We start from the raw sequence: 23,695 nt of genomic DNA on the forward strand, positions 1-23,695 counted from the left end.
GATTGCGCTTACCGGCGCATGCGCTACCTTCGATGCAGAAACGGAGGAATTCCCATGGCAAAGATGCGAGCAGTCGATGCTGCAGTGCTGGTTCTGGAGAAGGAAGGCATCCATTGCGCCTTCGGCGTCCCGGGCGCTGCGATCAACCCCTTCTATTCGGCAATGAAGGCGCGGGGCTCCATTCGCCATGTGCTTGCCCGTCACGTCGAAGGCGCAAGTCATATGGCCGAAGGCTATACGCGCGCCAAGGCCGGCAATATTGGCGTCTGCATCGGAACGTCCGGCCCGGCCGGCACCGACATGATCACCGGCCTTTATTCGGCCTCTGCCGACTCCATCCCGATCCTCTGCATTACCGGCCAGGCGCCGCGCGCCCGACTCGACAAGGAGGATTTTCAGGCCGTCGACATCGCCAAGATCGCAGCCCCCGTCACGAAATGGGCCGTGACCGTCATGGAGCCGGCGCTCGTTCCCTTTGTCTTCCAAAAGGCATTCCATACGATGCGCTCCGGCCGCCCAGGCCCGGTCCTGATCGATCTGCCCGTTGACGTCCAGCTCGCGGAAATCGAATTCGACATCGACACCTACGCCCCGCTCGAGCCCTACAAGCCGTCGGCGACGCGGGCGCAGGCCGAGAAGGCACTAGCCATGCTGAACGCTACCGAGAGGCCGCTGATCGTTGCTGGCGGCGGCATCATCAATGCCGATGCTTCGGATCTGCTCGTCGAATTCGCCGAGATCACCGGCGTTCCGGTCATCCCGACATTGATGGGCTGGGGAACGATCCCCGACGATCATCCGCTGATGGCCGGTATGTGCGGGCTGCAGACATCGCACCGCTACGGCAACGCCACGCTGCTGGCCTCGGACTTCGTGCTTGGCATCGGCAATCGCTGGGCTAATCGTCATACGGGTAACGTACCAACCTATACGGAAGGTCGCACCTTCGTTCATGTCGATATCGAGCCGACCCAGATCGGCCGTGTCTTCGCCCCCGATTTCGGCATCGTCTCGGACGCCGGTGCTGCGCTGAAGCTCTTCCTCGACGTCGCGACCGAATGGAAGACCGCCGGCAAGCTGCGCGACTGGTCAACCTGGGCGGAAGAATGCCGCGATCGCAAGCGCACCATGCTGCGCAAGACGCATTTCGACCAGACGCCACTGAAGCCACAGCGCGTCTACGAGGAAATGAACAAGGCGTTTGATCGCGACACCTGTTACGTCTCGACCATCGGGCTTAGCCAGATTGCCGGCGCGCAGTTCCTGCATGTCTACAAGCCGCGCAACTGGATCAATTGCGGTCAGGCAGGCCCGCTCGGCTGGACGCTGCCGGCGGCGCTCGGCGTACGTGCCGCCGATCCGGACCGGCCGATCGTCGCTCTATCCGGCGATTACGACTTCCAGTTCCTCATCGAGGAATTGGCCGTTGGCGCGCAACACAAGCTGCCCTACCTGCACGTGGTCGTGAACAACTCCTATCTCGGCCTCATCCGCCAAGCCCAGCGCGGCTTCAACATGGACTTCGAGGTCAGCCTCGCTTTCGAAAACATCAACGCGTCAGACGATTCAGAGCCCGGTTACGGTGTCGACCATGTGGCGGTTGCCGAGGGTCTCGGTTGCAAGGCCATCCGCGTGCGCAGCCCGAACGAATTCCAGGAGGCGTTCACGACAGCCAAGAAGCTCATGGCGGAACACCAGGTTCCCGTTGTCATCGAGTTCATTCTGGAGCGTGTCACCAACATCGCCATGGGCGCCGACATCAATGCCGTCGTCGAATTCGAGGAACTTGCCGAGCGCGGCGAGGATGCCCCCACCGCAACCCTTGCCCTGCTGGACTGAAGGAGAGATCAAATGCCGAAATTTGCGGCCAATCTGACCATGCTTTTCAACGAGGTGCCCTTCCTCGAGCGCTTCGCACTCGCAGCCAAGGCCGGCTTCGACGGCGTCGAATATCTCTTCCCCTATGACTTCGAGAGGGACGCGCTTCGCGCCGAGCTCGATCGTCATGGCCTCACGCAGGTCCTGCACAATCTGCCCGCCGGCAACTGGGCGGGCGGCGAGCGCGGCATCGCGATCTTCCCCGACCGCATCGACGAGTTCCGACGCGGTGTCGCTTCTGCGATCGACTATGCAAAGGCGCTTGGCTGCAGCCAGGTCAACTGCCTCTCAGGTATTGCCCCGTCAAGCGTGTCCGATGAGATCTTGCGCACGACCTTCGTCGCCAATCTCAGATATGCCGCAGCCGAATTGGGCAAGCACGGAATTCGCCTGCTGATCGAGCCGATCAATCACTTCGATATTCCGGGTTTCTATCTGAACACGCCCGACCAGGCCGCCTCGATCATATCAGAGGTCGGCAGCGACAACCTGTTCATTCAGTATGACCTCTATCATCAGCAGCGCACCGAGGGTGAGCTGATCGGCACCTTCAAGAAGCATCAGGCCCAGATCGCCCATGTGCAGCTTGCCGACAATCCCGGTCGCAACGAACCGGGCACCGGCGAGATCGCCTATCCCTTTATCTTCAATGCGCTCGATGCGCTCGGCTACGACGGCTGGATCGGCTGTGAATACAAGCCGCGCACCACGACCGAGGCAGGGCTCGGCTGGTTTGCGACAGCCGGTCGCCAGGCCGAGAGCGCCGCAATTCTCACTATCAGGAGCTAAGAACCATGGCACATATCGGATTTATCGGCCTCGGCATCATGGGCACTCCCATGGCACGCCACCTTCAGGACGCCGGCCATACCGTCAGCACGTCCAAATTCTCCATCGCGCCGCGCCAGGAGCTGCTCGACCACGGCCTGCAAATCGTCGAGACGCCGAAGGTGCTTGCCGAAACCGTCGACACAATCATCCTGATGCTGCCGGATACGCCCGAGGTCAAGGATGTCCTCTTCGGCGAAAACGGTGTCGCCTATGGTCTATCGAAAGGCAAGCTCGTCATCGACATGAGCTCGATCTCGCCGATCGAGACCAAGGAGTTCGCAAAGAGGGTTCGCGAAACCGGCGCCGAATATATTGACGCGCCTGTGTCGGGTGGCGAGGTCGGCGCCAAGAATGCCTCGCTGTCGATCATGGCCGGCGGCTCGGATGCAAGCTTCGAACGGGCGCTGCCGCTCTTTCAGCTGATGGGCAAGAATATTACGCTCGTCGGCGATTGCGGCGACGGCCAGGTCACCAAGGTTGCCAACCAGATCATCGTCGCGCTGACGATCGAGGCGGTATCCGAGGCGCTTGTCTTCGCTTCCAAGGCCGGAGCCGATCCGGCACGCGTGCGCGCGGCGCTGATGGGTGGCTTTGCTTCGTCGCGCATCCTCGAAGTGCATGGCGAGCGCATGATCAAGCGCACCTTCGAACCCGGCTTCCGCATCTCGTTGCATCAGAAGGACCTGAACCTGGCGCTGCAGGGCGCAAAGGCGCTTGGCGTCTCGCTGCCCAACACCGCCTTGACGCAGGAGCTTTTCAATCAGTGCGCCGCCAATGGCGATAGCGGGCTCGACCACTCCGGGCTGGTCAAGGCGCTGGAGCGTATGGCGAACCATCCCGTCGCCTAAAACACCATCAGGAAAATTGCGGAGCGGTTTTCCGACCGGAATGCGTACCGAAACTGAAATAGAGCGTTTTCGCGCTTCTCCGGAAAGGCGAAAACGCTCTGGAATGTGAGAAGCTCGATGCCGCCCATTTCCGATCCTCGCGCCTTTCTGGAAAAGTTGTTTTATGCAGCAGTGGCTGCGGCCGATCCGGACAAGGCGCTTGTTGCCCATCTGCCGGAAAAGCCGAAGGGCCGTACTGTGGTCGTAGGCGCGGGTAAAGGGGCGGCGCAAATGGCGCGCGCCTTCGAGCGTCTGTGGGATGCCCCGCTGTCCGGCGTCGTCGTCACCCGTTACGGCTATGCGGTCCCGTGTGAACGCATCGAGGTTCTTCAAGCCGCCCATCCCGTACCGGATGAAAGCGGTCTGCTTGCTGCAGAGCGGCTGATGGCGGCGGTGGGTGACCTTACCGAGGACGATCTGGTCGTTGCCCTGGTCTGCGGCGGTGGCTCAGCTTTGCTGCCGGCCCCGGCCGGCGATCTCACGCTCGCTGACGAGATCGCCGTCAATCGGACGCTGCTTGCCTCCGGTGCGCCCATCAGCGCCATGAACGCCGTGCGCAAACAGGTCTCGCGCATCAAGGGCGGACGCCTGGCCGCCCTTGCCTACCCCGCCCGCGTCGTCTCTCTTGTCGTTTCCGATATTCCCGGCGACAATCCTGCCCTCGTCGCCTCCGGCCCTACCATTGCCGATACGGCCACGCGCGACGAAGCGCTTGAGATCATAGGCCGCTACAGGCTCGACTTGCCGGAAACCGTCACACGCCACATCGCAAATGGCATGGACAAACCACCTTTGCCATCGGATCCCCGCTTCGCCCGAAACGAGGTCAAACTCGTCGCCTCGGCGGCCATTGCCCTTGAGGCCGCTGCCGGGGTGGCGCGCAACGCCGGCGTCGAGCCCATCATCCTTTCTGACGCGATCGAAGGCGAAGCATCCGAAGTCGGCCGCCAACACGCGGAGATCGTGGCCAAAATCTCAAAACGAGGCCTGGTATCGCAAAGCCCTGTCCTCGTCCTGTCCGGCGGCGAGACGACGGTGACCATCAAGGGCAAGGGCAAAGGCGGCCGCAACAGCGAGTTCTTGCTGTCTCTGGCTTGCGCCATGTCAGGCCAGGAGGGAATTTCGGCACTCGCAGCCGATACCGATGGCATCGACGGCTCGGAGGACAATGCCGGCGCCTTTGCCGACGGCACGACTGTTTCACGGCTGGCCGCTCGGGGAGAGGATGCCCGCGACTTTCTTGACCGCAACGACAGCTGGTCGGCCTTCGCCGCCCTCGGCGATCTCTTCGTGAGCGGCCCGACCGGTACGAACGTCAACGATTTCCGCGCGATTCTCCTGAACAGGTGACGAACCGTCACGGCCTTGCTGTAAAAGGCCTTTGGGATGAGCGTTACCCCATAATGCCTCAGACGACAGTCGCCCTTCGGTTGATCGCGCGGAAGATCGACCGGAAACATCGATAGCAGGAGAGCGCGTCGGAGGCTTGCTGGACGGAGCCACTGATCGGCCGCTATTGATGCGAAATATTATTCCAAAATCGTTTCAGAATTTAGCAAATCACTATAGGCTCTATTTCGACTCGGCGGCGCGCGCTTCGAGCGAGATTGTTGCGCCCCTCGAGCAAGACAATCCTGTGAAGAAAAGCCGACATGCCCAAAAGAACCTCCCCGCTCGTCGCGTTTCAGTCCAAGACCTTCCGCTCGCTCTGGTCTGCAACGCTTATCTCCAATCTCGGCGGGCTGGTCGAAGGCGTCGGCGCAGCCTGGCTCATGACCAGCCTTGCGACGTCGCACGGCATGGTGGCGCTGGTCCAGTCATCCACCACCCTGCCCGTCATGATCTTCTCGCTGGCCGCGGGCGCGCTGGCGGATAATTACGACCGCCGCCGGATCATGCTGATCGCGCAGATGCTGATGCTCAGCGTATCGGCAACGCTTGCCGTACTGTCCTACACCAATGCCCTGACGCCCTGGCTGCTGCTCTGTTTCACCTTCCTGATCGGCTGCGGCGGCGCCCTCCACAACCCCTCCTGGCAGGCTTCGATGGGCGATGTCGTGCCACGCGACCATCTGCCCGGCGCTGTCGCGCTCAACAGCATGAGCTATAATCTGATGCGCAGCATCGGGCCGGCCATCGGCGGCGTCATCGTCGCAGCCGCGGGCGCTGCCTTCGCGTTTCTCTTTAACGTCTTCTGTTATTTCGCTCTTATCATTACCCTTTGGCGTTGGAAGAAGGCACCCGCGCGCAATGCGCTGCCGCGCGAGCCCTTCGGCAGTGCGATGTCCGCCGGGTTCCGCTATGTCCTGATGTCGCCCAATCTTCTCAAGGTGATGTGCCGCAGCTTCGCCTTTGGTCTGACGGCGATCGTCATCCTGGCGCTGCTGCCTCTGGTCGCGCGTGATCATGTGCACGGAACGGCCATCACCTACGGCATCATGCTCGGCTTCTTTGGCTTCGGCGCCATCTGCGGCGCGCTCTTGATCGGCCGCATTCGCGATCTGTTGAGCAACGAATGGGTGATCCGCTGCGCGTTCTTCACGCTGGCGGTCAGCTGCTTCCTCCTCGCTCTCAGCCATCAAGTATGGTTGAGCTGCCTTCTTCTGATGCCGGCAGGCGTCGCCTGGGTGCAGGCCTTTTCCCTGTTCAACGTCACGGTTCAGCTGTCGACGCCGCGTTGGGTGGTCGGCCGCGCGCTCTCGCTCTACCAGACGGCCACTTTCGGCGGCATGGCAGTGGGAAGCTGGCTCTGGGGCGAGATCGCCGATAGCCATGGCGTCACCGGCGCGCTTGTCATCGCAAGCGTTACCCTCGCCATAGGCGGTCTGCTTGGCCTTGTGTTGCGTCAACCGGATTTCGAGTCGCTTAATCTCGACCCGACAAACACCTTCAGCGAGCCGCAATTGCAACTGGATCTCCGTTCAAGGAGCGGCCCGATCCTTGTCATGGTGGACTACAGCATCGACCAGGACGACGTGCCTGAATTCCTGGCCGTCATGGCCCAGCGCCGCAGGATGCGGATCCGCGATGGCGCGAAGCAATGGTCATTGCTGCGCGATCTGGAAAAGCCCAACACCTGGACAGAAAGCTATCATCTGCCGACCTGGATCGACTATGTCCGCCACAGCCAGCGCCAGACGCATGCCGATGTCGACGTTTCGGAGCGGCTTGAAGCGCTGCATCGTGGCAGCGAACCGCCTGTCATCCATCACATGATCGAACGGCAGACGGTGCCAAGACATGACGACATGCCACTGAAGCCTTATCTCGACGCCACTTGACGGGAGAAGGCGAGGAGTAGCGTCTAAGCTTGCCTCGACATCCGGCATCAATGCGTCCTGATGCTTTATCGACCACCTTGAGGATGCAGGAAGGTCGGCCCGATGACGCGGCAGCGCGGTCTGCTCGAAAGATCGCTCTCAGGCGGCTCGCGCGGCCAGCGCTTCGAAGATGCGGGCAATCGCCTCAGCACCCGGGTCGGTAACTCCCTCGAGGGATCGAGCCTCCAGATAGGATGAGCGGCCGGCATTGGCATGCGTCATAGCCGCCGTCGCATCCGCGCCCTGCCGTGCCGCTGCGGCAGCCGATGCCAAACCCTCGCCCCTGGCAAGGGCAGCAAATGCAGGCGAAAGCGCGTCGACCATCGTGCGGTCTCCAAGCTTCGCTCCCCCATATTGTTGTATGGCCTGCAGTCCGTCCGAAAGAGCCGCAACCCAATCCTTCGATTGCCGACAGGCGTCGGCACTGCGCGCCGTCATGATGGCGAATAGGACCCCACTCGAGCCGCCCATGGCCTTGCGCTTGAGGTCGCTGAGGGTAGAGAGCAAAGCAGCTCCATCGGCAAAGGGGAGCGTGTCGATCGCCGCCTTTACGGTTCTTGCGGCACCGGCAAAGGTGCTGCCCGTATCCCCGTCTCCCACCTTGGCGTCGAGTGCGTTGATTTCCGCCTCCATGGCAAGGCAGGTTGCAATGATCGTCTCGACCACGGCACGAACGGGGGCATCGGCCGACGCGGCAAAAGCCTCACCCGCCTCGACCTTTGGCGCGGCAACCGGCTTGACCTCATGAAGTCTTTCGAACCGTGGAAAATAAGGGGAAGCCGTCGGCGATGTCAGGAAAGTCTCGCGTTCATCGGTCAGTTCCAGCAGCGAGATGGAGAACCCAGGCATTTCAAGCGCCGTCATGACGGAAGCAGGCCCTGCGACATAGCGGAGCTTCGAGCGCAGCGTCGACTTCATCAGATCCGAGAAAAGCACCAGGCATTCCAGATTGGAAAGGCCGCCGAGATTGTTGAAGATTGCCGCATATTCGACGCCTGGTTTGAGCCGTGGCCCAAGGCGCGACACCAGATCATCGATGAGCGCGCTTGAGCTTTCAGGCTTGGCGATCTCCACGCCAGGCTCGCCATGAATGCCCAATCCGATCTCGACCTCGTCTGGCCCTATCCGCTCGACCTTCGGACTACCCGGCACGGTGCAGGTATCGCGCGCCGCGCCGATCGTAACGATTGCGCGATTTGCCTGCTCGACGGTGGAAAAAATCTCCTCAAGCGAAGCACCGGTCCGTGCCAGATGTCCGGCAATCTTATGAACGAACAGGGTACCGGCAATACCGCGCGGCCGCCGCGTCTGGGATGTCGCCAGATCGTCGGCGACGATGACCATCTGCACCTTGAGCCCAAGCGCCTTGGCCTTTTCGGCGGCAAGGCCGAAATTCAACCGGTCGCCGGTGTAATTCTTGACGACGAGCAAGCAGCCGGCATCCCCGGTAACCGCAACGATGCCGGCAAGGACCGCATCCACGCTCGGAGAGGCGAAGACCTCGCCACAAACCGCGGCTGTCAGTAAGCCTTCCGCCACCAGCCCGGCATGTGAGGGCTCATGGCCGGAGCCCCCGCCGGAAACAATGGCAACAGCCGATTTCTGCCAGTCTGCCCGCAGGACCACCCTTGCGCTGCTATCCGGTGAGAACCGCACCAACCGCCCGCCACTTGCCGCGATCAACCCATCGATCGCTTCGGAAACGAGATCTTCCTTACGGTTCAAAAAGCTGCGCACGTCCACTCTCCCAGTTCGATGCCGCAACGATGACGACACATAATGCAACCATCATCAGCCTAGCACGGGTGTTTCCACCTGGTCGACCCGCAGGAGCCTGCGCCGCATCGCTCGCCCGCTTGAACCGAAAGAGAAGCGTCGATGCCTCCGTCGCTACGCTGTTTGATCATCGCCGGTCACGCGTAATCCTTCTGCAATTTACAGGCGATAGTGGACAGAAAACCCGGTTCGGTGGAGTCGAAATTGATCACGCGCTCTATTGGTGCAGTCTTCATTCCTGTCCGCGAAATTATCTCGGCGCGAGCATGGTATGCCCGCCTGCTCGAGATAGCCCCCATCGGCGAGATCGCCCATGGCCACCTCTGGCGCGTGCCCATGGTCGGCGAAACGAATCTCGTACTGGACAGCAAGGCGTTTGTCGGCCCGCAGGACGCCAAGCCGATCTTCTATTTCAGGACCGCAAATCTGAAAGGCGCGCATGATCATTGCCGAGCCCTGCCGGTCCTTGCGCTCTCCGCAATCCGCGACGATGTCTACTTCACATTCAAGGATCTCGACGGGAACCTCCTAATGATAGCCGACGTCATCTAGCTCTAATTCGCCAAGGAACGATCCTTCATGTCACAGCGCCCCGCCGAAGCCTGCCTTGTTTTCCATGTCCTCGATCTCGACCGGACGGAGGGATTCTACCACGCTCTGTTCGGCCTTACGTTCGAACGGCATCAGGCGGCGAACCAGAATTTCATCTTCACCCGCCTATCGGCTGACTTCAGCATGAGTTTCATGCTTGGTGAGCCTTGCCCGGGCCGTCATCCATTTCCGACCTTCACTTTATCCGGAAAGCAGATGCATGCCGTCATCGACGAGCTGGAGCGACAAGGCGGACAATTGCTCGATCCCGTTTCACCTGCGCCTTACGGCTTTGGGGTCGTCCTTGCCGATCCGGACGGCTATCGCATCGGGCTGTACCAGCCGACCGCCTTGCCGTCCCCCTTGCAAAATCATAGAGCGTGAGGATCGTTAGAGCAGTGCCGACCCGGCTTTTCGCCACTGCATTTCGCGCGAAACGACCACATTCCTCCACGCTAATAAATTGTTTCTGCTTGCCCTTGACCCCGCAAACAATGTCGTTGAATATTTCCTTGGGAGAGGCTTGCAGTGCAAATTTACGCGCCTTCTGAATTGGCGCGCAGGCGCAAGAGCATGATCTCCCGCCAAAAGGAGAGCCCCCTTGAAAAGCAAATCGTCTATCGTTTTGGTCGCCACAGTGGCTTCCGCTCTTGCCGCCATCTTTGGTGGAGCGTCCGTTGCCCTCGCTCAGGACGCGGCAACAAGCATCGTGGTCGGTGCTGATACGACCTTTCCGCCCTTTGAAACGGAGAAGGACGGCGTCGTTACCGGATTTGACATTGACATGATCAATGCGATCGCCAAGGCCGAGAACATCACGGTCACGCTGAAAACCCTGCCGTTCAACGGGCTCGTTCCGAGCCTGCAGGCCGGTTCTATCGACGCCGCAGTCGCCGGAATCACGATCAAAACCAGCCGATTGCAGAACGCAAACTTCAGCGATGCATATTACAAGTCCGGCCTATCGGTGCTGGTGAAAAAAGGATCTGATATCAAGAGCTTTGACGATCTCAAAGGTCATGTTGTCGCAACGAAAAAGGCAACATCGTCGGTCGACTATCTGACAAGTCACGGGTTTTCATCCGACTACATTAAGCAGTTCCAGAATATCGATGCCGCCTATCAGGCGTTGGCCACGGGCGGCGCTGATGCCGTCATCTTCGATAATCCCGTCAATGTCGACTTCAAATCCAAGCACGACAGTGTCGAGACCGTCGGACCGCTGCTGACCGGCGAATATTACGGCATCGCGCTCAGCAAGTCGAAGCCGGAACTCGTCGATAAGATCAATGACGGCCTGGCCAAAATCCGCAAGAGCGGTGAATATCATCAGCTTTTCGTGAAGTATTTTGGCGGCGATACGAGCGGCGAGGTCAATGATGCCATTAAGCCGGATAAAGTCGCGCTTTCAGAATAGAGTCAGCTGGCGAGACGCTGACCGAGGATGCCTCGGTTCTCGAAAGTTCTAAGATAGATCCACAAGCCGCGCGGGCCATAATCGGTGCCGCGCGTCTGACCTGTCGTTGATAAATACAAAAAACAAGGCACGGTTCATGGACGCCATTTGGCAAAATCTACCTGTCATCCTCAGCGGTTTGCTGCTGACGATCGAATATGCGATTGTCGCCATTATCCTGATGGTCATCATCGGGCTCATCGCGGCACTCATGCGGCTCTCCAAGGTTGCGCCGCTGAGATGGATCGCCACGGCATACGTGGAGATCTTCCGGTCAACACCATTGCTGGTCCAGCTCTTCTTCATCGTGCTCGGATTACCGGCAATTTTACCCGTCAACGCCTGGTTCGGCCAATTGACGTATCCAATTCTCGCGGCCGCCCTAACCCTCAGCCTGAACGAGGGCGCCTACGTCACGGAAATTGTCCGCGCCGGCATTCTCGGCGTTGATCGGGGACAGAAAGAAGCGGCAGCGAGCATTGCGATGACCGGCTTTCAGACGATGCGCTATATCGTCCTGCCGCAAGCCTTCAAGCGAATGATCCCGCCATTGGTCAACCAGGCGGCCCAGACGATCAAGGATACCTCGCTTCTGGCGCCAGTCGGCATTGCCGAACTGGTCTACAAGGGCGAGATCGTGATCTCCGAAACCTTCGCATCCTTCACAATATGGGGCTTCGTCGCGGCACTTTATTTCGTGATGATCTTCTCCCTGTCGAAGTGCTCATCCTACATTGAGAGGAGGCTTCAAGTTGATAAGCGTTAAAGAGCTTCACAAGTCCTTCGGTCATCATGAGATCCTGAAGGGGATCACCACGCATGTGGAAAACAATGAGGTCGTCGTTGTCATCGGACCATCAGGAAGCGGCAAAAGCACCTTCCTGCGCTGCCTGAACGGATTGGAGACGCCGACCAGCGGCGACATTGAAGTCGCTGGAATGATGCTGACCGACCCCAAAACCAACATTCACAAGCTGCGCCAGCATGTTGGGATGGTGTTTCAGCAGTTCAATCTGTTCAAGCACCTGACGATCCTGGAAAACATCACGATCGGGCCGCGCAAGGTCAAGAAAGTGGCGCCAGACGAGGCTGACAGCGTCGCCCGCGAACTGCTGGCGAAAGTTGGCCTCAGCGGCAAGGAGGCGAACTATCCCGACGAGCTTTCCGGCGGTCAGCAGCAACGCGTGGCGATTGCCCGCGCGTTGGCGATGGGGCCTGATGTCATGCTCTTCGATGAGCCGACTTCGGCACTCGACCCGGAGATGGTGGGTGAAGTGCTTCAGGTTATGAATGGTTTGGCGCGCGAGGGAATGACCATGGTCGTCGTGACGCACGAAATGGGGTTTGCCCGTGAGGTGGGCCACCGCGTCATTTTCATGGACCACGGTCAGATTCTCGAGGAGGGAGCGCCGCAAGAGCTGTTCTCAAATCCCAAGATGGATCGAACAAAAAACTTCCTGGCAAAGATCCTCTGAAGAAGGCCCGCCTCACGGCGGGCTTTTTTTCTTTCAGATGCTGCCACTTGTGCCGCAGATGCAGATCGCCGCGGCCGGCGGCAAGAAGAGTGCCGCCACCAATGGTCTTAGGCAAGGATGCCGTCGGTGCTTGTCTCAGACCGGTTTGAACGGGAGAGCCCGCCGACTGCGATCGCCGCGCCCTCCTCCACAGGCTGCGCTTTGCCAAGGATTCGTCAGGCGGCAACTGGTAAGCGGATTATCACGCCGAGCCCGCCAAGGGCGGATTGTTCGAATGCAATCGTTCCGTTGTTGAGCGAGACAATTTCGCACGCGATTGCAAGGCCAAGACCGGTGCCCGGGCTCGTCTCGTCGAAACGTCTGCCTCGTCGACCGATCGAACCGAGCTCGGCGGCGGGAATACCGGGACCGTCGTCGGATACCCGCAGTTCGACGGCCAAAGCGTCCCGCTTGGCCTGAATGCCGATCTGAGTGCTTGCCCACTGAGCCGCATTCTCCAATATCACGCCCACAAGCTCTATGAGATCGTTTGCGTCGATATCAACGTTCAGATCATCGGCCACATCGACAACCCAATCCAGTTGCTCGCCGGTGCGCGTTTTCTTCAACACGGCAATCGCACGCGGAACGATGCTGCTGAGCGATGCACTCAAGGCATGCATCCGCGTGCGTTGACGCAGTCGAACGAGACGCAGCTGATAATCGATGCGATCGCGCATCTCGTCCGTCAGATCGACGATAGCCCCGGCGCTGCGCGCATCTCCATTCTCTTCGAGTTCATAGGCAATGGTGCCAAGCACCGCGAGGGGGGTCTTCAATCCGTGCGCCAGATCCGAAGCGCGAGAGCGCGCGAAATCCATGGAAGTCTGTTGCAGGGCCAGGAGGGCGTTCACTTCGCTGACGACAGGAACCACTTCCAGCGGATAGGTCGCATCGATTGAGGAAGTGCCGCCCTTGCGGATGCTTTCAATATCCTGGCGCAACTTCCTGAATGGCGACAGGCCGAACTGCACCTGCAGCATGGCTGCAAGAACCAGAACCACACCAAGAATTGCGAGCGCAACGGCCAGCTCGCGCCCAAACCGCGTGATTGCTTCGTCCAGAATCGACCGGTCCTGAGCAACGATAACCTGATAGCGCCGCTCGCTCTTGGCCTTCGGAAAGCGAGGCGTCAGCGAGAAGGCGAGCAGCGACTGGCCGACGGGCCCCTGCGCAGTCGAAAACCGCCCACCCTCGTCGGGCGCATCGACCTTGAGGACATGATCCCAGAGCGAGCGGGAGCGTAGGGTCTGCTTGGAGCCCAGGTCGGTGATCTGCCAGTAGAGGCCGCTGATTGGCGTATCGTAGCGCGGATCAGGCAAGGTGCCGGTCAAAACCGGCGCAACCCCACGCGCATCCGGATCGATCAAGGCAACGAGGCGCGACATGGTTGCCGAGAGATCGGCGGAAGCGCTGCGTTCGACGTTCTTCGTGAAGAGGTAGCCGATCGCGATGCCCGCCAAAACAAGCGCAACGGCGATCCAGACGCCCGCTCCCAGAATAAGGCGAACCCGTAGAGACTGAATTCTCAAGGATTATTCCCACCGAGAATATATCCGAAGCCGCGACGCGTCGCGATGATATCCGCGCCCAGCCGCTTGCGCAGCCGGCCGATCAGAACCTCGATCGCGTTCGAGCCCCCTTCGAAGTCCTGCGTATAGAGATGTTCGGCTATCTCGAGCGGCGAGACTACACGGCCGCCCTGATGCGCCATGAACGCAAGCAGCCGATACTCCTGCGGCGTAAGTGTGATCGGAACCCCTCCTCGCGATACCTGCCGCATCCTCGTGTCGAGAACAAGCTCGCCGATTTCGATCTGCGAGGAGGCAAACCCGCCGGCGCGGCGTACGATAGCCCGGATGCGCGCCACCACCTCCTCCATCCGAAATGGTTTCACGACATAATCGTCTGCGCCAGATTCGATCCCCTCCACGCGTTCATCCCACTGGCCGCGCGCCGTCAGGATCAAGACGGGCGCGTTACGTCCGGCCCGCCGCCAACGCTTCAGAATCGTCAAGCCATCCAGCGTCGGAAGGCCAAGATCGAGGATTACCGCATCGAACGTTTCCGTGTCGCCGCGAAACCAGGCGTCCTCTCCATCCGTGGCATATTCCGGAACGAAGCCGGCGGCCGATAGCGCCACGCCAAGAGACTCGGCGATGCGGCGGTCATCTTCAGCCAGGAGTATCCGCATGCCTATCTCACCCTTATCAGTTTGCCCGTGCGGGCATTGAAGGAATAGCGACGAACCTCGCTGTTGGTTTCAAGCACCTTCAACTCGTACTGGAGGACGCCTCTGACGGCATGCAGTCGCGTATCGATGATCTCTCCTTTGGTCAGGTGTCGGGCGATGGCGACGATGCCATCCAACGGGAGTGCGCGATCGCTTTGAACCGCTTCCAGGGCACCGGATGGTCCATCGAACCTTTCACCCTGTCCGTTGCGCCCGGATCCTTCGGGAGCGGACATCTGGTCGCTTTCAGTGCCGTCCGGGTCTGCGCCACCATCGTCGGAGCTGGAATCCGATGAGCCGGAATCGGAACTCTGCCCGGAAGAGCCGTCCGAACTGCTATTGTCGGCAACCTCGATATAGCGAACGGCATCGGTGTCGTTTGCCATTTCCTGCGCACGCAGCGGGGGAGAAAAGTGCAGCGCAAGAGCAACCGTCAGGAACCGCATGAAGGCTCTCAGGGACAGAAAACGCACACACCCTCTCCTCGGGCCATCGAAGCTTCTCAAAGCGACGAGCTTAAACGAACGAAGCTGACAATTCGCTGACAGCGCCCTCACGGGAATTTCAGGCACGTTCAAGTATACCAGCGACCGTCGATGCAAAACAAGACGCAGGGAAGCAGGGTTCAGATGTCCCGCGACCAAGCTGTCTTGTGACAACCGCATGCGAAGGCACGCCTCTCCGGCCGCCAGTCGCAATCGAAGGATTTGAGGATGCAGACGCCGTTTCGCTTTATGCCGGCCATTATTTATGTGGCCGCGCTATTTGCCATCTTTTTGACCGTAGTGCTCGTTCGCCCGACACATGGATGTGGACCATTCCATATCTTCAGGCACCATCGAACAAGCCAGCCGATGTCATGTCAGAACAAGGAAACCGCTAGTCAACCCACAATCAGCACGACCCGCGGAGGTTCGCGACGAGCGGATGTGCAAATCGCCAATCTGCAGAATACGGTCGAATACGGCTTCACGGACCTACGTCCGTTCGACATTCGATAGCGACGGAGGAAATGCATATGCAGGCGTTTTTCCGCTTCGTACCAGCCCTCATCTACGTGGCCGCGCTGTTTGCCGTCGTTCTGTCTTTGCTTATCGTTCGGCCGACGCGTTCCGGCGGCCCGTTCGATCTGCATTGCCAGGATGCCAGATACTCCGATTGCCGGCTTGTGCGCTGATGTGGAGCCCCAACCCGGCCTCCGTTGCCGATGTTTCGATCGCGCCGCTACCAGCTCCCCGGTCCTCCAAGATCTGCCTCGACGCTCCCCGCTGATGCACGACACTGAAAACTGTAATCGCGCTCGCATGCGCAAATATGGATTCTTCGATATGTTAAAACGCTCCGTGCTTAACAGAATTTCGTCCGGCGGCTTGGCGCTCGCAATCTCGTGTCATCTTGCAGGTTCGTTATCGGTTGCGGCATTGGCCTATGCGACACAGGTAGCCTTTGCGTCTCCGGCTGTCGCCGCCCCCACGGCACAACGAAATGCACAGGGATTGCTTTCAGACATGCGTGTCTCCCTCGGCATGATCGCGGAAAGCTACAAGGGTACTGCCGGCGCCCGGCATCAAAGTGCGATCAGCGTCATCGATGGTGTTACTCAAGCGGCACGCGCCAATCAGCAGCTTGAGACCGCTCTTGCCTCTCGCGAGGGCAAGGCCGTTGCCGATGCCACCAACGATCTGTCTCGCGCCGTTGGTGAACTACAGACGCGCTATAGCTTGACGCCAGCGCAAAATGAGCGCGCCGCCAGAGGCATACGCCGTCTGAACGCGGCCTGGAGGGCTTATTCTTCGCGATATATTCTCTCAGGGTCGCAGAGCAAGGCCGGGGAGCCAAGCAGGGCTGAAATTCGGGCGCTGCGTGGAAAGGTGATCGCTCTGGAAAGACGCGTCTCGGCGCTGGAAGATCAGGTTGCCGCCAATGCTGCGCTTCAACGGCAGGTCGCGCAACTGCGGCGAGACCTTGCTTACTATGATGGCCGTCCTGACGACGCCCGGACATACCAGCATATGCTCCTCACACTGACCATAGCGTCCGGCTCCTTCAACGCGCTCGCCTACACGACACAGATCTATTACCCGACCTACTATCCATACTTCGTATCGCTTGACCCGGAATTCAGCAGCTGGCGCTCTTATTGGGAAGGCTATTATGACGGCTATTACGATCGGGGGAGCTGGGGTTGGCTTGACGAGCCAATGGAGATCAACGATCCGTTGATTGAAATTACCAATATCGAAGTCAATCAGGAAATTACCTATCAAACCATCTATAACATAAATAACGAGACGCGCATCGAATACGAATCTCTGCCGCAGGAAAACCTCGAAAATATCAATATAGCAGTGTCGCCCTCAGATACGATCTCCTCAGAGATCACACGGGAGCGCATCGAGGATGAAGGCGACGATTCCAACCTAGAAAGACCGTCGCCTATCCCGTCAGAGAATGAGGTGAAAATTCAAAACTCCGGAAATGGTAGCGACAATGATAGAGAACTCAATCGCGATACTTACAATCCTCAAGGCGACAGAGATTTGCTTGGAGATGCGCGGATAGGAAACGCGGATGACAATCCAACACGTCCTATCAATAGAGATGATATTTATTCATCCGATGACCAGCTTCATGAAAAGCATGATAATCGCGATGAACATGTGGATGGCGACAATAACTCAAATAAAATCGACGATGAAGGAAACTTTCATCGATGAATGCTGAATACAATTCGACGTCAATTGTGGTCATTAATTTATCCCGACCCTTCGCTACCACTCATCCCGCGACTGGCATTAGATAGCAACAACGGCTGACCCAGGCGGCAACCAATCCGTCCAATGAACACGCCAGAGCGCCGTGCTCGAGGCGGGGAATCAGCAAGACAAGGTTTTCAACAATGCGTACTCAGTGGATCCATGCGGCGATCGCCGCTGCGATGGCGACGGTCTTAGTCGTATTTCCGGCATACGGCCACGCTGTCGTTTCTCCGCCGGCGAAGGGCCAGTTCGACTACCAGCTCGGAGGAGCCTATTCCCCGCAGAAGAGCGTGTCGATTGTCGTTCGCGACAGACTGGCGCTACCGGTCAAGGATAAGTACAACATATGTTACGTCAACACGTTCCAGACCCAACCCGACGACGCCGATTGGTGGACGTCGAGGCATCCGACATTGTTGGTCAGGAAAGACGGAAAATTCGTTACCGATAAGCAGTGGAACGAATACCTGTTCGATACGTCGACCGAGGTAAAACGGTTGGCGCTGATGGAGATCGTCGGCCCCTGGTTCGACAAGTGCTCCGCGGATGGTTTCAAGGGCATCGACGCGGATAACCTTGATTCCTGGACGAGATCTCAGGGCGTCCTTTCGGAAGCAAGCAACGTCGCGTTCGCGAAGATGCTGGTCAAGCGCGCCCACGCCGACAATCTTGCCATTGCTCAAAAAAATACACCGAGCCTGGCGACCAAGGGGCCGTCGCAGATCGGCTTCGATTTCGCAATCGTCGAGGAATGCGAGGTTTGGAAGGAATGTAGCGTCTTCACCGACGCCTATCGAGATCAAGTGTACGAGATCGAGTACAACGATAACGTCAAGGACGCCAATGGCAATGCGGTGGATCCGATCAGCTTTTTCAACGCGGCATGCGCGGCGCGTGGCAGCAGGATATCGGTAATTTATCGCGACCGACAGCTGGTTCCGTCAAATTCGCCGGGCTACGAATATAGACGTTGCAAATAGCGGAACGGCGGCCGAACGAGGCACCCTCGCCTGACATTGCGTTGCGGCCAAACACGGAAAGCTATTCACGGGTTCAAATCAACCGGCTTCGCCAGACATCCCTTACCCATCCGGGGCGTCTCCGACCTCGGTCTGGGCCACTCACTCGAACGATGGGGATTGCTTTCGGGCGATTACGATAGCGGAGCTTTGCGGGGCAATCGCCTCTGGAGCTTGAGGACACTCCACAACACAAAACTAGTTATCGCTGAATAAGAAGGATCCGGAGGGAAACCGGATCCTTCCGACTTTGATCGGAGGTCAACCGATCACTATGAGAAGCCCGGTGGATCGGTACACAGGGCTTCTCGCACCCGGCCCCAGGTAGGCCAGGTAAGCTGTATTAGAAGCTGCGCTGGAAGCGCAGGATACCGGACACCTGATCCTGGTTCACAGAATCGAAGTTGGTGTAGGAGATTTCCGGCTCGATGAGCAGGTTCTTGACCGGATTCCACTTCAGGTTCGTGGTAGCGGCAAAGATCTTGCTGTCGGTGTAGGCGAGCTGAACGTTCCACTTCAGCTTTTCGTTAACCGGAACGCCAACGCCACCCCAGAGAGCCCAGTCACCCCAGCCGCAAAGCTGCGGACGATCAGCCGGGCAAGCCGAACGAGCCAGGTTGGTGCCTGCGTACTTGTTCAGGTTGTCGCCGTCCGTGTTCCAGCCGCCCATCAAGAAGGCCGAGAATACGCCGAAGTCGGCGTCGACACGAGCCTTGATGGCGCCTTCAGACTTGATCGAGTCGTAACCGCCAACGACCTTGAAGCCCCATGCGCCGGACTTGAAGCCAGCACCGGCAACAACGTCAGGAGCGTAATGGTTGGCCTTGTCGTCCGTCGCCCAGCTTGCGCCGTAGGCAGCGCCCGAGCCGCTGGAGTTGGAGTCTTCGAGCGAGACGACAGCCGTGAAGCCGTTGCCTGCATCGTAGTTGTAGGTCAACTGGTTCAGTTCGTACGGGCCGTCATAGATCACGTCGTCGTTGATGACGTCGCCAGCATAGCCGATGTAGGAGTTGTACTGCGAGTCAGCCTTACCGACGAGGAAACCGCCGAGGCTGATGTTAGCCCAGAGCAGCTTGGTGCTGGTGGAGTTGCCTTCCTGCCAGTCCCAACGGATGACCGTGTTGGTCTTCAGCGGGCCGTATTCGGTGTCGGTCGCGGTGTCCAGCGCCAGCTGAGCGCGGGTATGCCAGAGAGTGCCGTTGTGGCTGTTCGGGTTGTAGGCGTCGTACCACTTGCCTTCGGTACGAACCATGCCGCCGATCTTGAGGCAGGTTTCGGTGCCCGGAATGAAGAAGTAGCCAGCGCCGTATGCGTCGCAGATGCGAACGTATTCCAGCGGCTCCGGCTCAGCAGCAACGATGGCGTCAGCTGCATGGGCACCGGATACTGCTGCCAGCGCAGCAGCGGAGCCGAGAAGAAGGCTCTTGATGTTCATTAGAAACTCCTGGTTTGTATTTACTTATTCACATTCCAAGGAGCGAGTAGAATACGTCGTCCGGGAGCAACCATTCTGCAAGCAGAAGGCGATCCAGCCGCGGCATCCGCAATGTCTGCCGGCATCATCCCCACCCCTATGGAACCTCGCTAGCTTGCACTGGAATTCAACCCCACCAGACGCAAGCCAATTTCAGGTCCTGTCATCTGGGTATATACATCCAGATTGTTTGTAAATGATAATCCGACCGGCGCCGGAGCAAGGAAAATGCGACTGTTGATTTAGCGCAACACATGCTCTCGACGGCAGGATTGAATTCTCTACGCCTGCGGAATACCGTCCGGCACATAGTCTTACCGGCGGCAAGATCTCTCCTGGGTAAATTGCAGGCCGGACGGGATTGCCAAAGGCAACAAATCAGTTCACCCTTCGATCATGGCCGATATTGCGCGACCATTCGTGACCGACGATGATCCTGACCGGTATATCCGCTGCCAGGACGCGCTTCAGGCGGCCTTTCGTGATCTGGTCAGCGCGGCGACAGATGTCGGCTGGTCGGAGCGAGAGGTGCTCTCGGCAATCGCCGATTTGGCGGAAGATCACCTGCTTGCCATGGATGCCAATGCGAACTCCAGTGCCCTGATCGCGCTCCTCAGAAGAATGACATAAATCACTTGAACCGCGGTCGGCATTGGCGGGAGCCACTCCCGATTGCCCGACGCTACGGTTCTTCAATGACGCCGATCCATGTGCCCGGCAAGATTGCATGCAGTTCGGGCATTTGCCACCTGTCGTAAAATCTCTATGTAGACGCATGAAGACTCTCGGCCTGCTCATCCAATCGGTTATCCTGGCGATTTCGACCAGCCTGATCGTTTCCGGGCTTTTTTTGCCCGTCCATGGCATTCTGGAGGGTGGTCCGAGCAACTGCCTGACAATGGATGTGGGGGGCTGCATTGGTGACATGAGCCTCAGCGCGCTGATCTATGGCCCGTTGTTTTGCATCATTGGGATCCTGATCGGTACACCAGCCTTCATGATTCTCCTCACGTGGCGAGATTGGCAAGTTTGGATCCGCCGATGATCAGCCTTGCAGGAAGAGCGCCATCGATCCCGTGTCAAAGGCAGCCATCATATGGCCAGAGAAATTTCGACCTCAGGTTTCAGACACCTGATCGATGGACTTGCCCTGGGCGGCATGCGATCAACTTATTTTTGCACTGAGGAATTCCCATGTCGATTGCTGGCGTCATCTGTGAGGTTCGGTATCGCATCGACAAGATGGCGATCGATGAGTTCAAAGCCTATGCCGGAACCTGGATGAGGCTGATCGAACGATATGGCGGGACCCACCACGGATACTTCATCTCGCGCGAGGCTCCCGCCGGTGCGGCAATGAGCTTCCCGAAGGCCGGAGAGGATGAAGCCTATGATGTCGCCGTAGCATTGTTTTCCTTTCCTGATGATAACGCCTACCTTCGCTATCGCGACGACGTGGCCAGGGACGCAGAAGGCATCGAGGCGAATTCGAGGTTCGGGAATAGCCTTCCATTCATAAGCTACCAACGGGTCTTCCTCGAGCGCCTTTCATGAGCCGCCTTCGCCGGAAGCTGGCAAACGAGAATCACTCCTGAGCGGATTGGCATGCGGCATCGCAGAGCCTGTTTCGACAGCGACAGGAACGCCTCTCCGAAGCTGGCCAGAATGCATTGAAGTTTCAGTGCCCTTATAAGTTGACTCTATTTCTCATGTATATTACGCCCATGCCGTCCGCTTCGCGGGCACAGTGAAATGGGGATATGATGAAAAATTTCGTGGTCCTGACCGCGCCGGTAACGGCTGCGGCGGTGTTGAGTATTGCGCAAGCCCAAGCATCTGAAATTCCGGCTTTTGTTGAGTTCGAAAGCCGGTGGCACAGCGAAAATTCGCAAGCCGGGTTCAACATAATGCAGCCGTTCCGCTTGGATTCGAGCCGGCTATTCTTTGTCGATGCCAATGGATCGATCATGGAGGGGGACGTTCAGAAGGGGTCGATCGGCGTCGGCTATCGCTTCCAGACGACGCACGGCTTCACCCTCGGCTTCAATGGCTACTACGACTACCTGAACTCCAGCCTCGGCAACGGCTTTCACCAGCTTTCGGTCGGCACCGAACTTCTCGGCCCTATCATCGAAGCCAGAGCCAACCTTTATTTGCCATTCGGCGGCGATGTGGCCGTTCAAGGCGCCGGACGCGGTGTGATCGATAACGGAACCCTTCGTTTCCGCGAGGGGCGCGAGCAGGCGCGGCCGGGGGCCGATGCGGAGATCGGTTTCAAGGTTCCGCAAATATCCGACGACGGCAACGCGGAACTGAAGTTCTTCGGTGGAAGCTATTGGTATGGCGGCAAGAATATCAGCGACATGTTCGGCGGCAAGCTGCGCGCAGAACTCGCCGTTGCAAACCTGCCCGGTCTTCCGACGGGTTCGACGGTCTCGTTCGGAGCCGCTGCGACATATGATAACGAGGACAAGCTCGGCGGGGAGATCCTGGCGAGGCTGCGCATTCCCTTCGGCGGAACCGGCGGCGGCAAGCCTCTCGATCCCTTCGATCCCGAGATGCAGGGCGTAAGGCGAGCGTTGGCGATCAAGACCCACGTCGGCGCCACCGGAGAGCTGGAAGACGCCATTCTCGACATCAACGGCCGAACCGCCGGTAAGATCGTCACCGTCTCGGCGGCCGACAAGGATGCGGCAACCGTCAATGCACGGCTTGCGGCAGCGGGCACCAACGCGCTCGCGCTCGCGGACGGCGATATTGGACTGAACGGGTCGTTGCTGCTCGGGGATGGCCAGTTGCTGCTCGGCGGGGGCGGCGCTCTGGCACTGCACGGCGCGGCAAGTGGCGGTAGAGCGACCTTCTTCAATTCGGGCATAAGCGGGAGGCTGACGAGCAGCAATGCCGCACAGAACGTGGTGACGATGGCATCGAACAGCATCGTCTCTTCCATTTCTCTCTCAGGTGGCCTCGCAGGGATCGGCAGCGCCGGCGCGTCGAACCTACTCATCGACAATGTCGATATTTCCGGCACCGCCCACGACGGCATAAGGCTGGCGGGCGTCGACGGCGCAACCATTCGCAACAGCAAGATCCATGATCTCTTCATCTGCGAAAACAGCACGCTTTGCGAATTCTCCATCATGGATCCGAACAAGGCACCCTATGCGGCGGTCAGCGCCCACGGCACGAGGAATCTTACCGTTCGCGACACGCAGATCGACAGCGTCACCTATGGCGTGTTCGCGGGAAGCGCGATCGACGACCGTGGATGGCCTCCGGCGATCACGGACCTCGCCAGCAATATTCGCTTGGACAACCTTGCCATCTCGCGCTCGCGCCGCGAAGGCGTGCTGCTGGTCGCTGCCGATAAGGTCGAGATGAACAAGGTGACGGTCGATAACTCGGCGCAGGGGCTGGACATGGATCTTGTCGTGCTGCAGGGCAGCTCGAATGTCTCGATTACCGACATGGTGCTGAAGGGCGGCATTAACGGCCTGATGCTCGTCAGTTCCACCACGCTGCCCCATGAAGCAAAGACGACGAACGTCACCGTCAACGGCCTTCAGGTTGACGGCACGCGAAACGCAGGCATCTTCTTCAACCCGGTCTCAGGCATCAATCTGAAGAACGTGTCCATCACCAATGCCGGCACCTACGGCATGTTTGTCTATGGCGATGATTGGGGCTACCTTGGCGGCCCTGTTGCAAACATCACCTTCGAAAAAGTCGTCATCGATCACGCAAGCAAGGCGGGTCTCTATTTCATGGGTCCTTCAGAGGATCTGACCGGCGACATCACCGTTCGCAACACCCCGCGTGACTGCAAATCGGACCCATCCTGGATGGGTGGCCTGAGCGGCTCCATCACGCAGTCGCCTGGCTCGACCCTTCTCGTCAACGGCAAGGAATTAGGCCCGACGACCTTCGACGGTCGCTGCGGCTGAGATCGCCGGACAA

The 23,695-nt window shown here is 58.9% G+C and carries 22 protein-coding genes; 17 read left to right on the plus strand and 5 right to left on the minus strand.

Translation table 11 applies throughout. From position 1 onward, the window contains the following. Window positions 1-54 precede the first annotated feature (54 nt). From gcl to ACIQJ2_RS26825, 5 genes are all read left to right on the plus strand, one after another. A complete protein-coding gene (gene gcl / locus ACIQJ2_RS26805) occupies window positions 55-1,839 on the plus strand; it encodes a glyoxylate carboligase (RefSeq protein WP_199148563.1) in 1,785 nt (594 codons plus the stop codon). A gap of 12 nt (window positions 1,840-1,851) precedes the next feature. Next, on the plus strand, window positions 1,852-2,667 hold the full coding sequence (gene hyi / locus ACIQJ2_RS26810) for a hydroxypyruvate isomerase (RefSeq protein WP_400670663.1): 816 nt from the start codon (window positions 1,852-1,854) through the stop codon (window positions 2,665-2,667). Window positions 2,668-2,672: 5 nt separating this feature from the next. Next, complete coding sequence (gene glxR, locus ACIQJ2_RS26815; RefSeq protein WP_400670666.1) at window positions 2,673-3,557, plus strand: 2-hydroxy-3-oxopropionate reductase; 885 nt, start codon at window positions 2,673-2,675, stop codon at window positions 3,555-3,557. Between the two features lie 117 nt (window positions 3,558-3,674). Beyond that, complete coding sequence (locus tag ACIQJ2_RS26820) at window positions 3,675-4,946, plus strand: glycerate kinase (RefSeq protein ID WP_400670669.1); 1,272 nt, start codon at window positions 3,675-3,677, stop codon at window positions 4,944-4,946. 302 nt (window positions 4,947-5,248) lie between these two features. Beyond that, window positions 5,249-6,877 (plus strand): MFS transporter, encoded by a 1,629-nt coding sequence (locus ACIQJ2_RS26825; protein ID WP_400670671.1) that lies wholly within the window; start codon window positions 5,249-5,251, stop codon window positions 6,875-6,877. Window positions 6,878-7,015: 138 nt separating this feature from the next. Here the strand turns inward: ACIQJ2_RS26825 and ACIQJ2_RS26830 are convergent, their stop codons facing one another. Then, on the minus strand, window positions 7,016-8,653 hold the full coding sequence (locus ACIQJ2_RS26830; protein ID WP_400670674.1) for a dihydroxyacetone kinase subunit DhaK: 1,638 nt from the start codon (window positions 8,651-8,653) through the stop codon (window positions 7,016-7,018). Window positions 8,654-8,896: 243 nt separating this feature from the next. Between ACIQJ2_RS26830 and ACIQJ2_RS26835 the strand changes: the two genes are divergently transcribed. The 5 genes from ACIQJ2_RS26835 to ACIQJ2_RS26855 all read left to right on the plus strand — a co-directional run bounded on the left by ACIQJ2_RS26835 (window position 8,897) and on the right by ACIQJ2_RS26855 (window position 12,214). Next, window positions 8,897-9,244 carry a VOC family protein gene (locus ACIQJ2_RS26835; RefSeq protein WP_400670677.1) on the plus strand — a complete coding sequence of 116 codons (348 nt, stop codon included), beginning with the start codon at window positions 8,897-8,899 and terminating at the stop codon, window positions 9,242-9,244. Between the two features lie 27 nt (window positions 9,245-9,271). Beyond that, window positions 9,272-9,667, plus strand: a complete 396-nt coding sequence (locus ACIQJ2_RS26840) for a VOC family protein (RefSeq protein ID WP_400670679.1) — start codon at window positions 9,272-9,274, stop codon at window positions 9,665-9,667. Between the two features lie 217 nt (window positions 9,668-9,884). After that, window positions 9,885-10,700, plus strand: a complete 816-nt coding sequence (locus ACIQJ2_RS26845; RefSeq protein WP_400670682.1) for a transporter substrate-binding domain-containing protein — start codon at window positions 9,885-9,887, stop codon at window positions 10,698-10,700. Window positions 10,701-10,836: 136 nt separating this feature from the next. Next, window positions 10,837-11,505 carry an amino acid ABC transporter permease gene (locus tag ACIQJ2_RS26850; RefSeq protein ID WP_199095219.1) on the plus strand — a complete coding sequence of 223 codons (669 nt, stop codon included), beginning with the start codon at window positions 10,837-10,839 and terminating at the stop codon, window positions 11,503-11,505. Further along, window positions 11,492-12,214: an amino acid ABC transporter ATP-binding protein gene (locus tag ACIQJ2_RS26855; RefSeq protein ID WP_199151320.1), complete on the plus strand. Its 723-nt coding sequence runs from the start codon at window positions 11,492-11,494 to the stop codon at window positions 12,212-12,214. The genes ACIQJ2_RS26850 and ACIQJ2_RS26855 overlap by 14 nt, the downstream gene beginning before the upstream one ends. 215 nt (window positions 12,215-12,429) lie before the next feature. On the opposite strand, the gene ACIQJ2_RS26860 is transcribed toward ACIQJ2_RS26855, so the two are convergent. The 3 genes from ACIQJ2_RS26860 to ACIQJ2_RS26870 are packed head-to-tail and all read right to left on the minus strand — an operon-like array spanning window position 12,430 to window position 14,959. After that, a complete protein-coding gene (locus ACIQJ2_RS26860) occupies window positions 12,430-13,785 on the minus strand; it encodes a sensor histidine kinase (RefSeq protein ID WP_400670685.1) in 1,356 nt (451 codons plus the stop codon). Further along, window positions 13,782-14,447 (minus strand): response regulator transcription factor, encoded by a 666-nt coding sequence (locus ACIQJ2_RS26865; protein ID WP_400670687.1) that lies wholly within the window; start codon window positions 14,445-14,447, stop codon window positions 13,782-13,784. Before ACIQJ2_RS26865 ends, ACIQJ2_RS26860 begins: the two co-directional genes overlap by 4 nt. A gap of 2 nt (window positions 14,448-14,449) precedes the next feature. After that, entirely contained in the window at window positions 14,450-14,959 is a 510-nt protein-coding gene (locus tag ACIQJ2_RS26870; RefSeq protein ID WP_400670689.1) for a PepSY domain-containing protein, read from the minus strand. Window positions 14,960-15,504: 545 nt separating this feature from the next. Between ACIQJ2_RS26870 and ACIQJ2_RS26875 the strand changes: the two genes are divergently transcribed. The 3 genes from ACIQJ2_RS26875 to ACIQJ2_RS26885 all read left to right on the plus strand — a co-directional run bounded on the left by ACIQJ2_RS26875 (window position 15,505) and on the right by ACIQJ2_RS26885 (window position 18,225). After that, on the plus strand, window positions 15,505-15,663 hold the full coding sequence (locus tag ACIQJ2_RS26875; protein WP_199151327.1) for a hypothetical protein: 159 nt from the start codon (window positions 15,505-15,507) through the stop codon (window positions 15,661-15,663). A 94-nt stretch (window positions 15,664-15,757) separates the two neighbouring features. Next, window positions 15,758-17,203 carry a hypothetical protein gene (locus ACIQJ2_RS26880; RefSeq protein WP_400670691.1) on the plus strand — a complete coding sequence of 482 codons (1,446 nt, stop codon included), beginning with the start codon at window positions 15,758-15,760 and terminating at the stop codon, window positions 17,201-17,203. A gap of 182 nt (window positions 17,204-17,385) precedes the next feature. Continuing rightward, a complete protein-coding gene (locus ACIQJ2_RS26885) occupies window positions 17,386-18,225 on the plus strand; it encodes an endo alpha-1,4 polygalactosaminidase (RefSeq protein WP_400670693.1) in 840 nt (279 codons plus the stop codon). Window positions 18,226-18,607: 382 nt separating this feature from the next. Here ACIQJ2_RS26885 and ACIQJ2_RS26890 read toward each other — a convergent pair whose 3' ends face one another. Then, window positions 18,608-19,699 carry a porin gene (locus tag ACIQJ2_RS26890; protein ID WP_199149212.1) on the minus strand — a complete coding sequence of 364 codons (1,092 nt, stop codon included), beginning with the start codon at window positions 19,697-19,699 and terminating at the stop codon, window positions 18,608-18,610. Between the two features lie 459 nt (window positions 19,700-20,158). Here ACIQJ2_RS26890 and ACIQJ2_RS26895 point away from each other — a divergent pair, with 459 nt between their 5' ends. From ACIQJ2_RS26895 to ACIQJ2_RS26910, 4 genes are all read left to right on the plus strand, one after another. Beyond that, complete coding sequence (locus ACIQJ2_RS26895) at window positions 20,159-20,368, plus strand: hypothetical protein (RefSeq protein ID WP_400670695.1); 210 nt, start codon at window positions 20,159-20,161, stop codon at window positions 20,366-20,368. A gap of 145 nt (window positions 20,369-20,513) precedes the next feature. Further along, entirely contained in the window at window positions 20,514-20,783 is a 270-nt protein-coding gene (locus ACIQJ2_RS26900; RefSeq protein WP_199149210.1) for a hypothetical protein, read from the plus strand. 149 nt (window positions 20,784-20,932) lie between these two features. Next, a complete protein-coding gene (locus tag ACIQJ2_RS26905) occupies window positions 20,933-21,292 on the plus strand; it encodes an NIPSNAP family protein (protein WP_400670698.1) in 360 nt (119 codons plus the stop codon). Between the two features lie 209 nt (window positions 21,293-21,501). After that, entirely contained in the window at window positions 21,502-23,682 is a 2,181-nt protein-coding gene (locus ACIQJ2_RS26910; RefSeq protein ID WP_400670786.1) for a right-handed parallel beta-helix repeat-containing protein, read from the plus strand. Window positions 23,683-23,695 lie beyond the last annotated feature (13 nt).

Source organism: Rhizobium sp. NPDC092011, from assembly GCF_044756305.1.
GTDB lineage: Bacteria > Pseudomonadota > Alphaproteobacteria > Rhizobiales > Rhizobiaceae > Rhizobium.

Bases quoted from the DNA above. Each gene is read 5' to 3' on its own strand.
- ACIQJ2_RS26900 (WP_199149210.1), top strand. From the start codon at position 20,514: ATGAAGACTCTCGGCCTGCTCATCCAATCGGTTATCCTGGCGATTTCG.
- ACIQJ2_RS26880 (WP_400670691.1), top strand. From the start codon at position 15,758: ATGCACGACACTGAAAACTGTAATCGCGCTCGCATGCGCAAATATGGA.
- ACIQJ2_RS26875 (WP_199151327.1), top strand. From the start codon at position 15,505: ATGCAGGCGTTTTTCCGCTTCGTACCAGCCCTCATCTACGTGGCCGCG.
- ACIQJ2_RS26850 (WP_199095219.1), top strand. From the start codon at position 10,837: ATGGACGCCATTTGGCAAAATCTACCTGTCATCCTCAGCGGTTTGCTG.
- ACIQJ2_RS26905 (WP_400670698.1), top strand. From the start codon at position 20,933: ATGTCGATTGCTGGCGTCATCTGTGAGGTTCGGTATCGCATCGACAAG.
- ACIQJ2_RS26825 (WP_400670671.1), top strand. From the start codon at position 5,249: ATGCCCAAAAGAACCTCCCCGCTCGTCGCGTTTCAGTCCAAGACCTTC.
- ACIQJ2_RS26865 (WP_400670687.1), bottom strand. From the start codon at position 14,447: ATGCGGATACTCCTGGCTGAAGATGACCGCCGCATCGCCGAGTCTCTT.
- ACIQJ2_RS26840 (WP_400670679.1), top strand. From the start codon at position 9,272: ATGTCACAGCGCCCCGCCGAAGCCTGCCTTGTTTTCCATGTCCTCGAT.
- ACIQJ2_RS26910 (WP_400670786.1), top strand. From the start codon at position 21,502: ATGAAAAATTTCGTGGTCCTGACCGCGCCGGTAACGGCTGCGGCGGTG.
- gcl (WP_199148563.1), top strand. From the start codon at position 55: ATGGCAAAGATGCGAGCAGTCGATGCTGCAGTGCTGGTTCTGGAGAAG.
- ACIQJ2_RS26820 (WP_400670669.1), top strand. From the start codon at position 3,675: ATGCCGCCCATTTCCGATCCTCGCGCCTTTCTGGAAAAGTTGTTTTAT.
- ACIQJ2_RS26890 (WP_199149212.1), bottom strand. From the start codon at position 19,699: ATGAACATCAAGAGCCTTCTTCTCGGCTCCGCTGCTGCGCTGGCAGCA.
- hyi (WP_400670663.1), top strand. From the start codon at position 1,852: ATGCCGAAATTTGCGGCCAATCTGACCATGCTTTTCAACGAGGTGCCC.
- ACIQJ2_RS26885 (WP_400670693.1), top strand. From the start codon at position 17,386: ATGCGTACTCAGTGGATCCATGCGGCGATCGCCGCTGCGATGGCGACG.
- glxR (WP_400670666.1), top strand. From the start codon at position 2,673: ATGGCACATATCGGATTTATCGGCCTCGGCATCATGGGCACTCCCATG.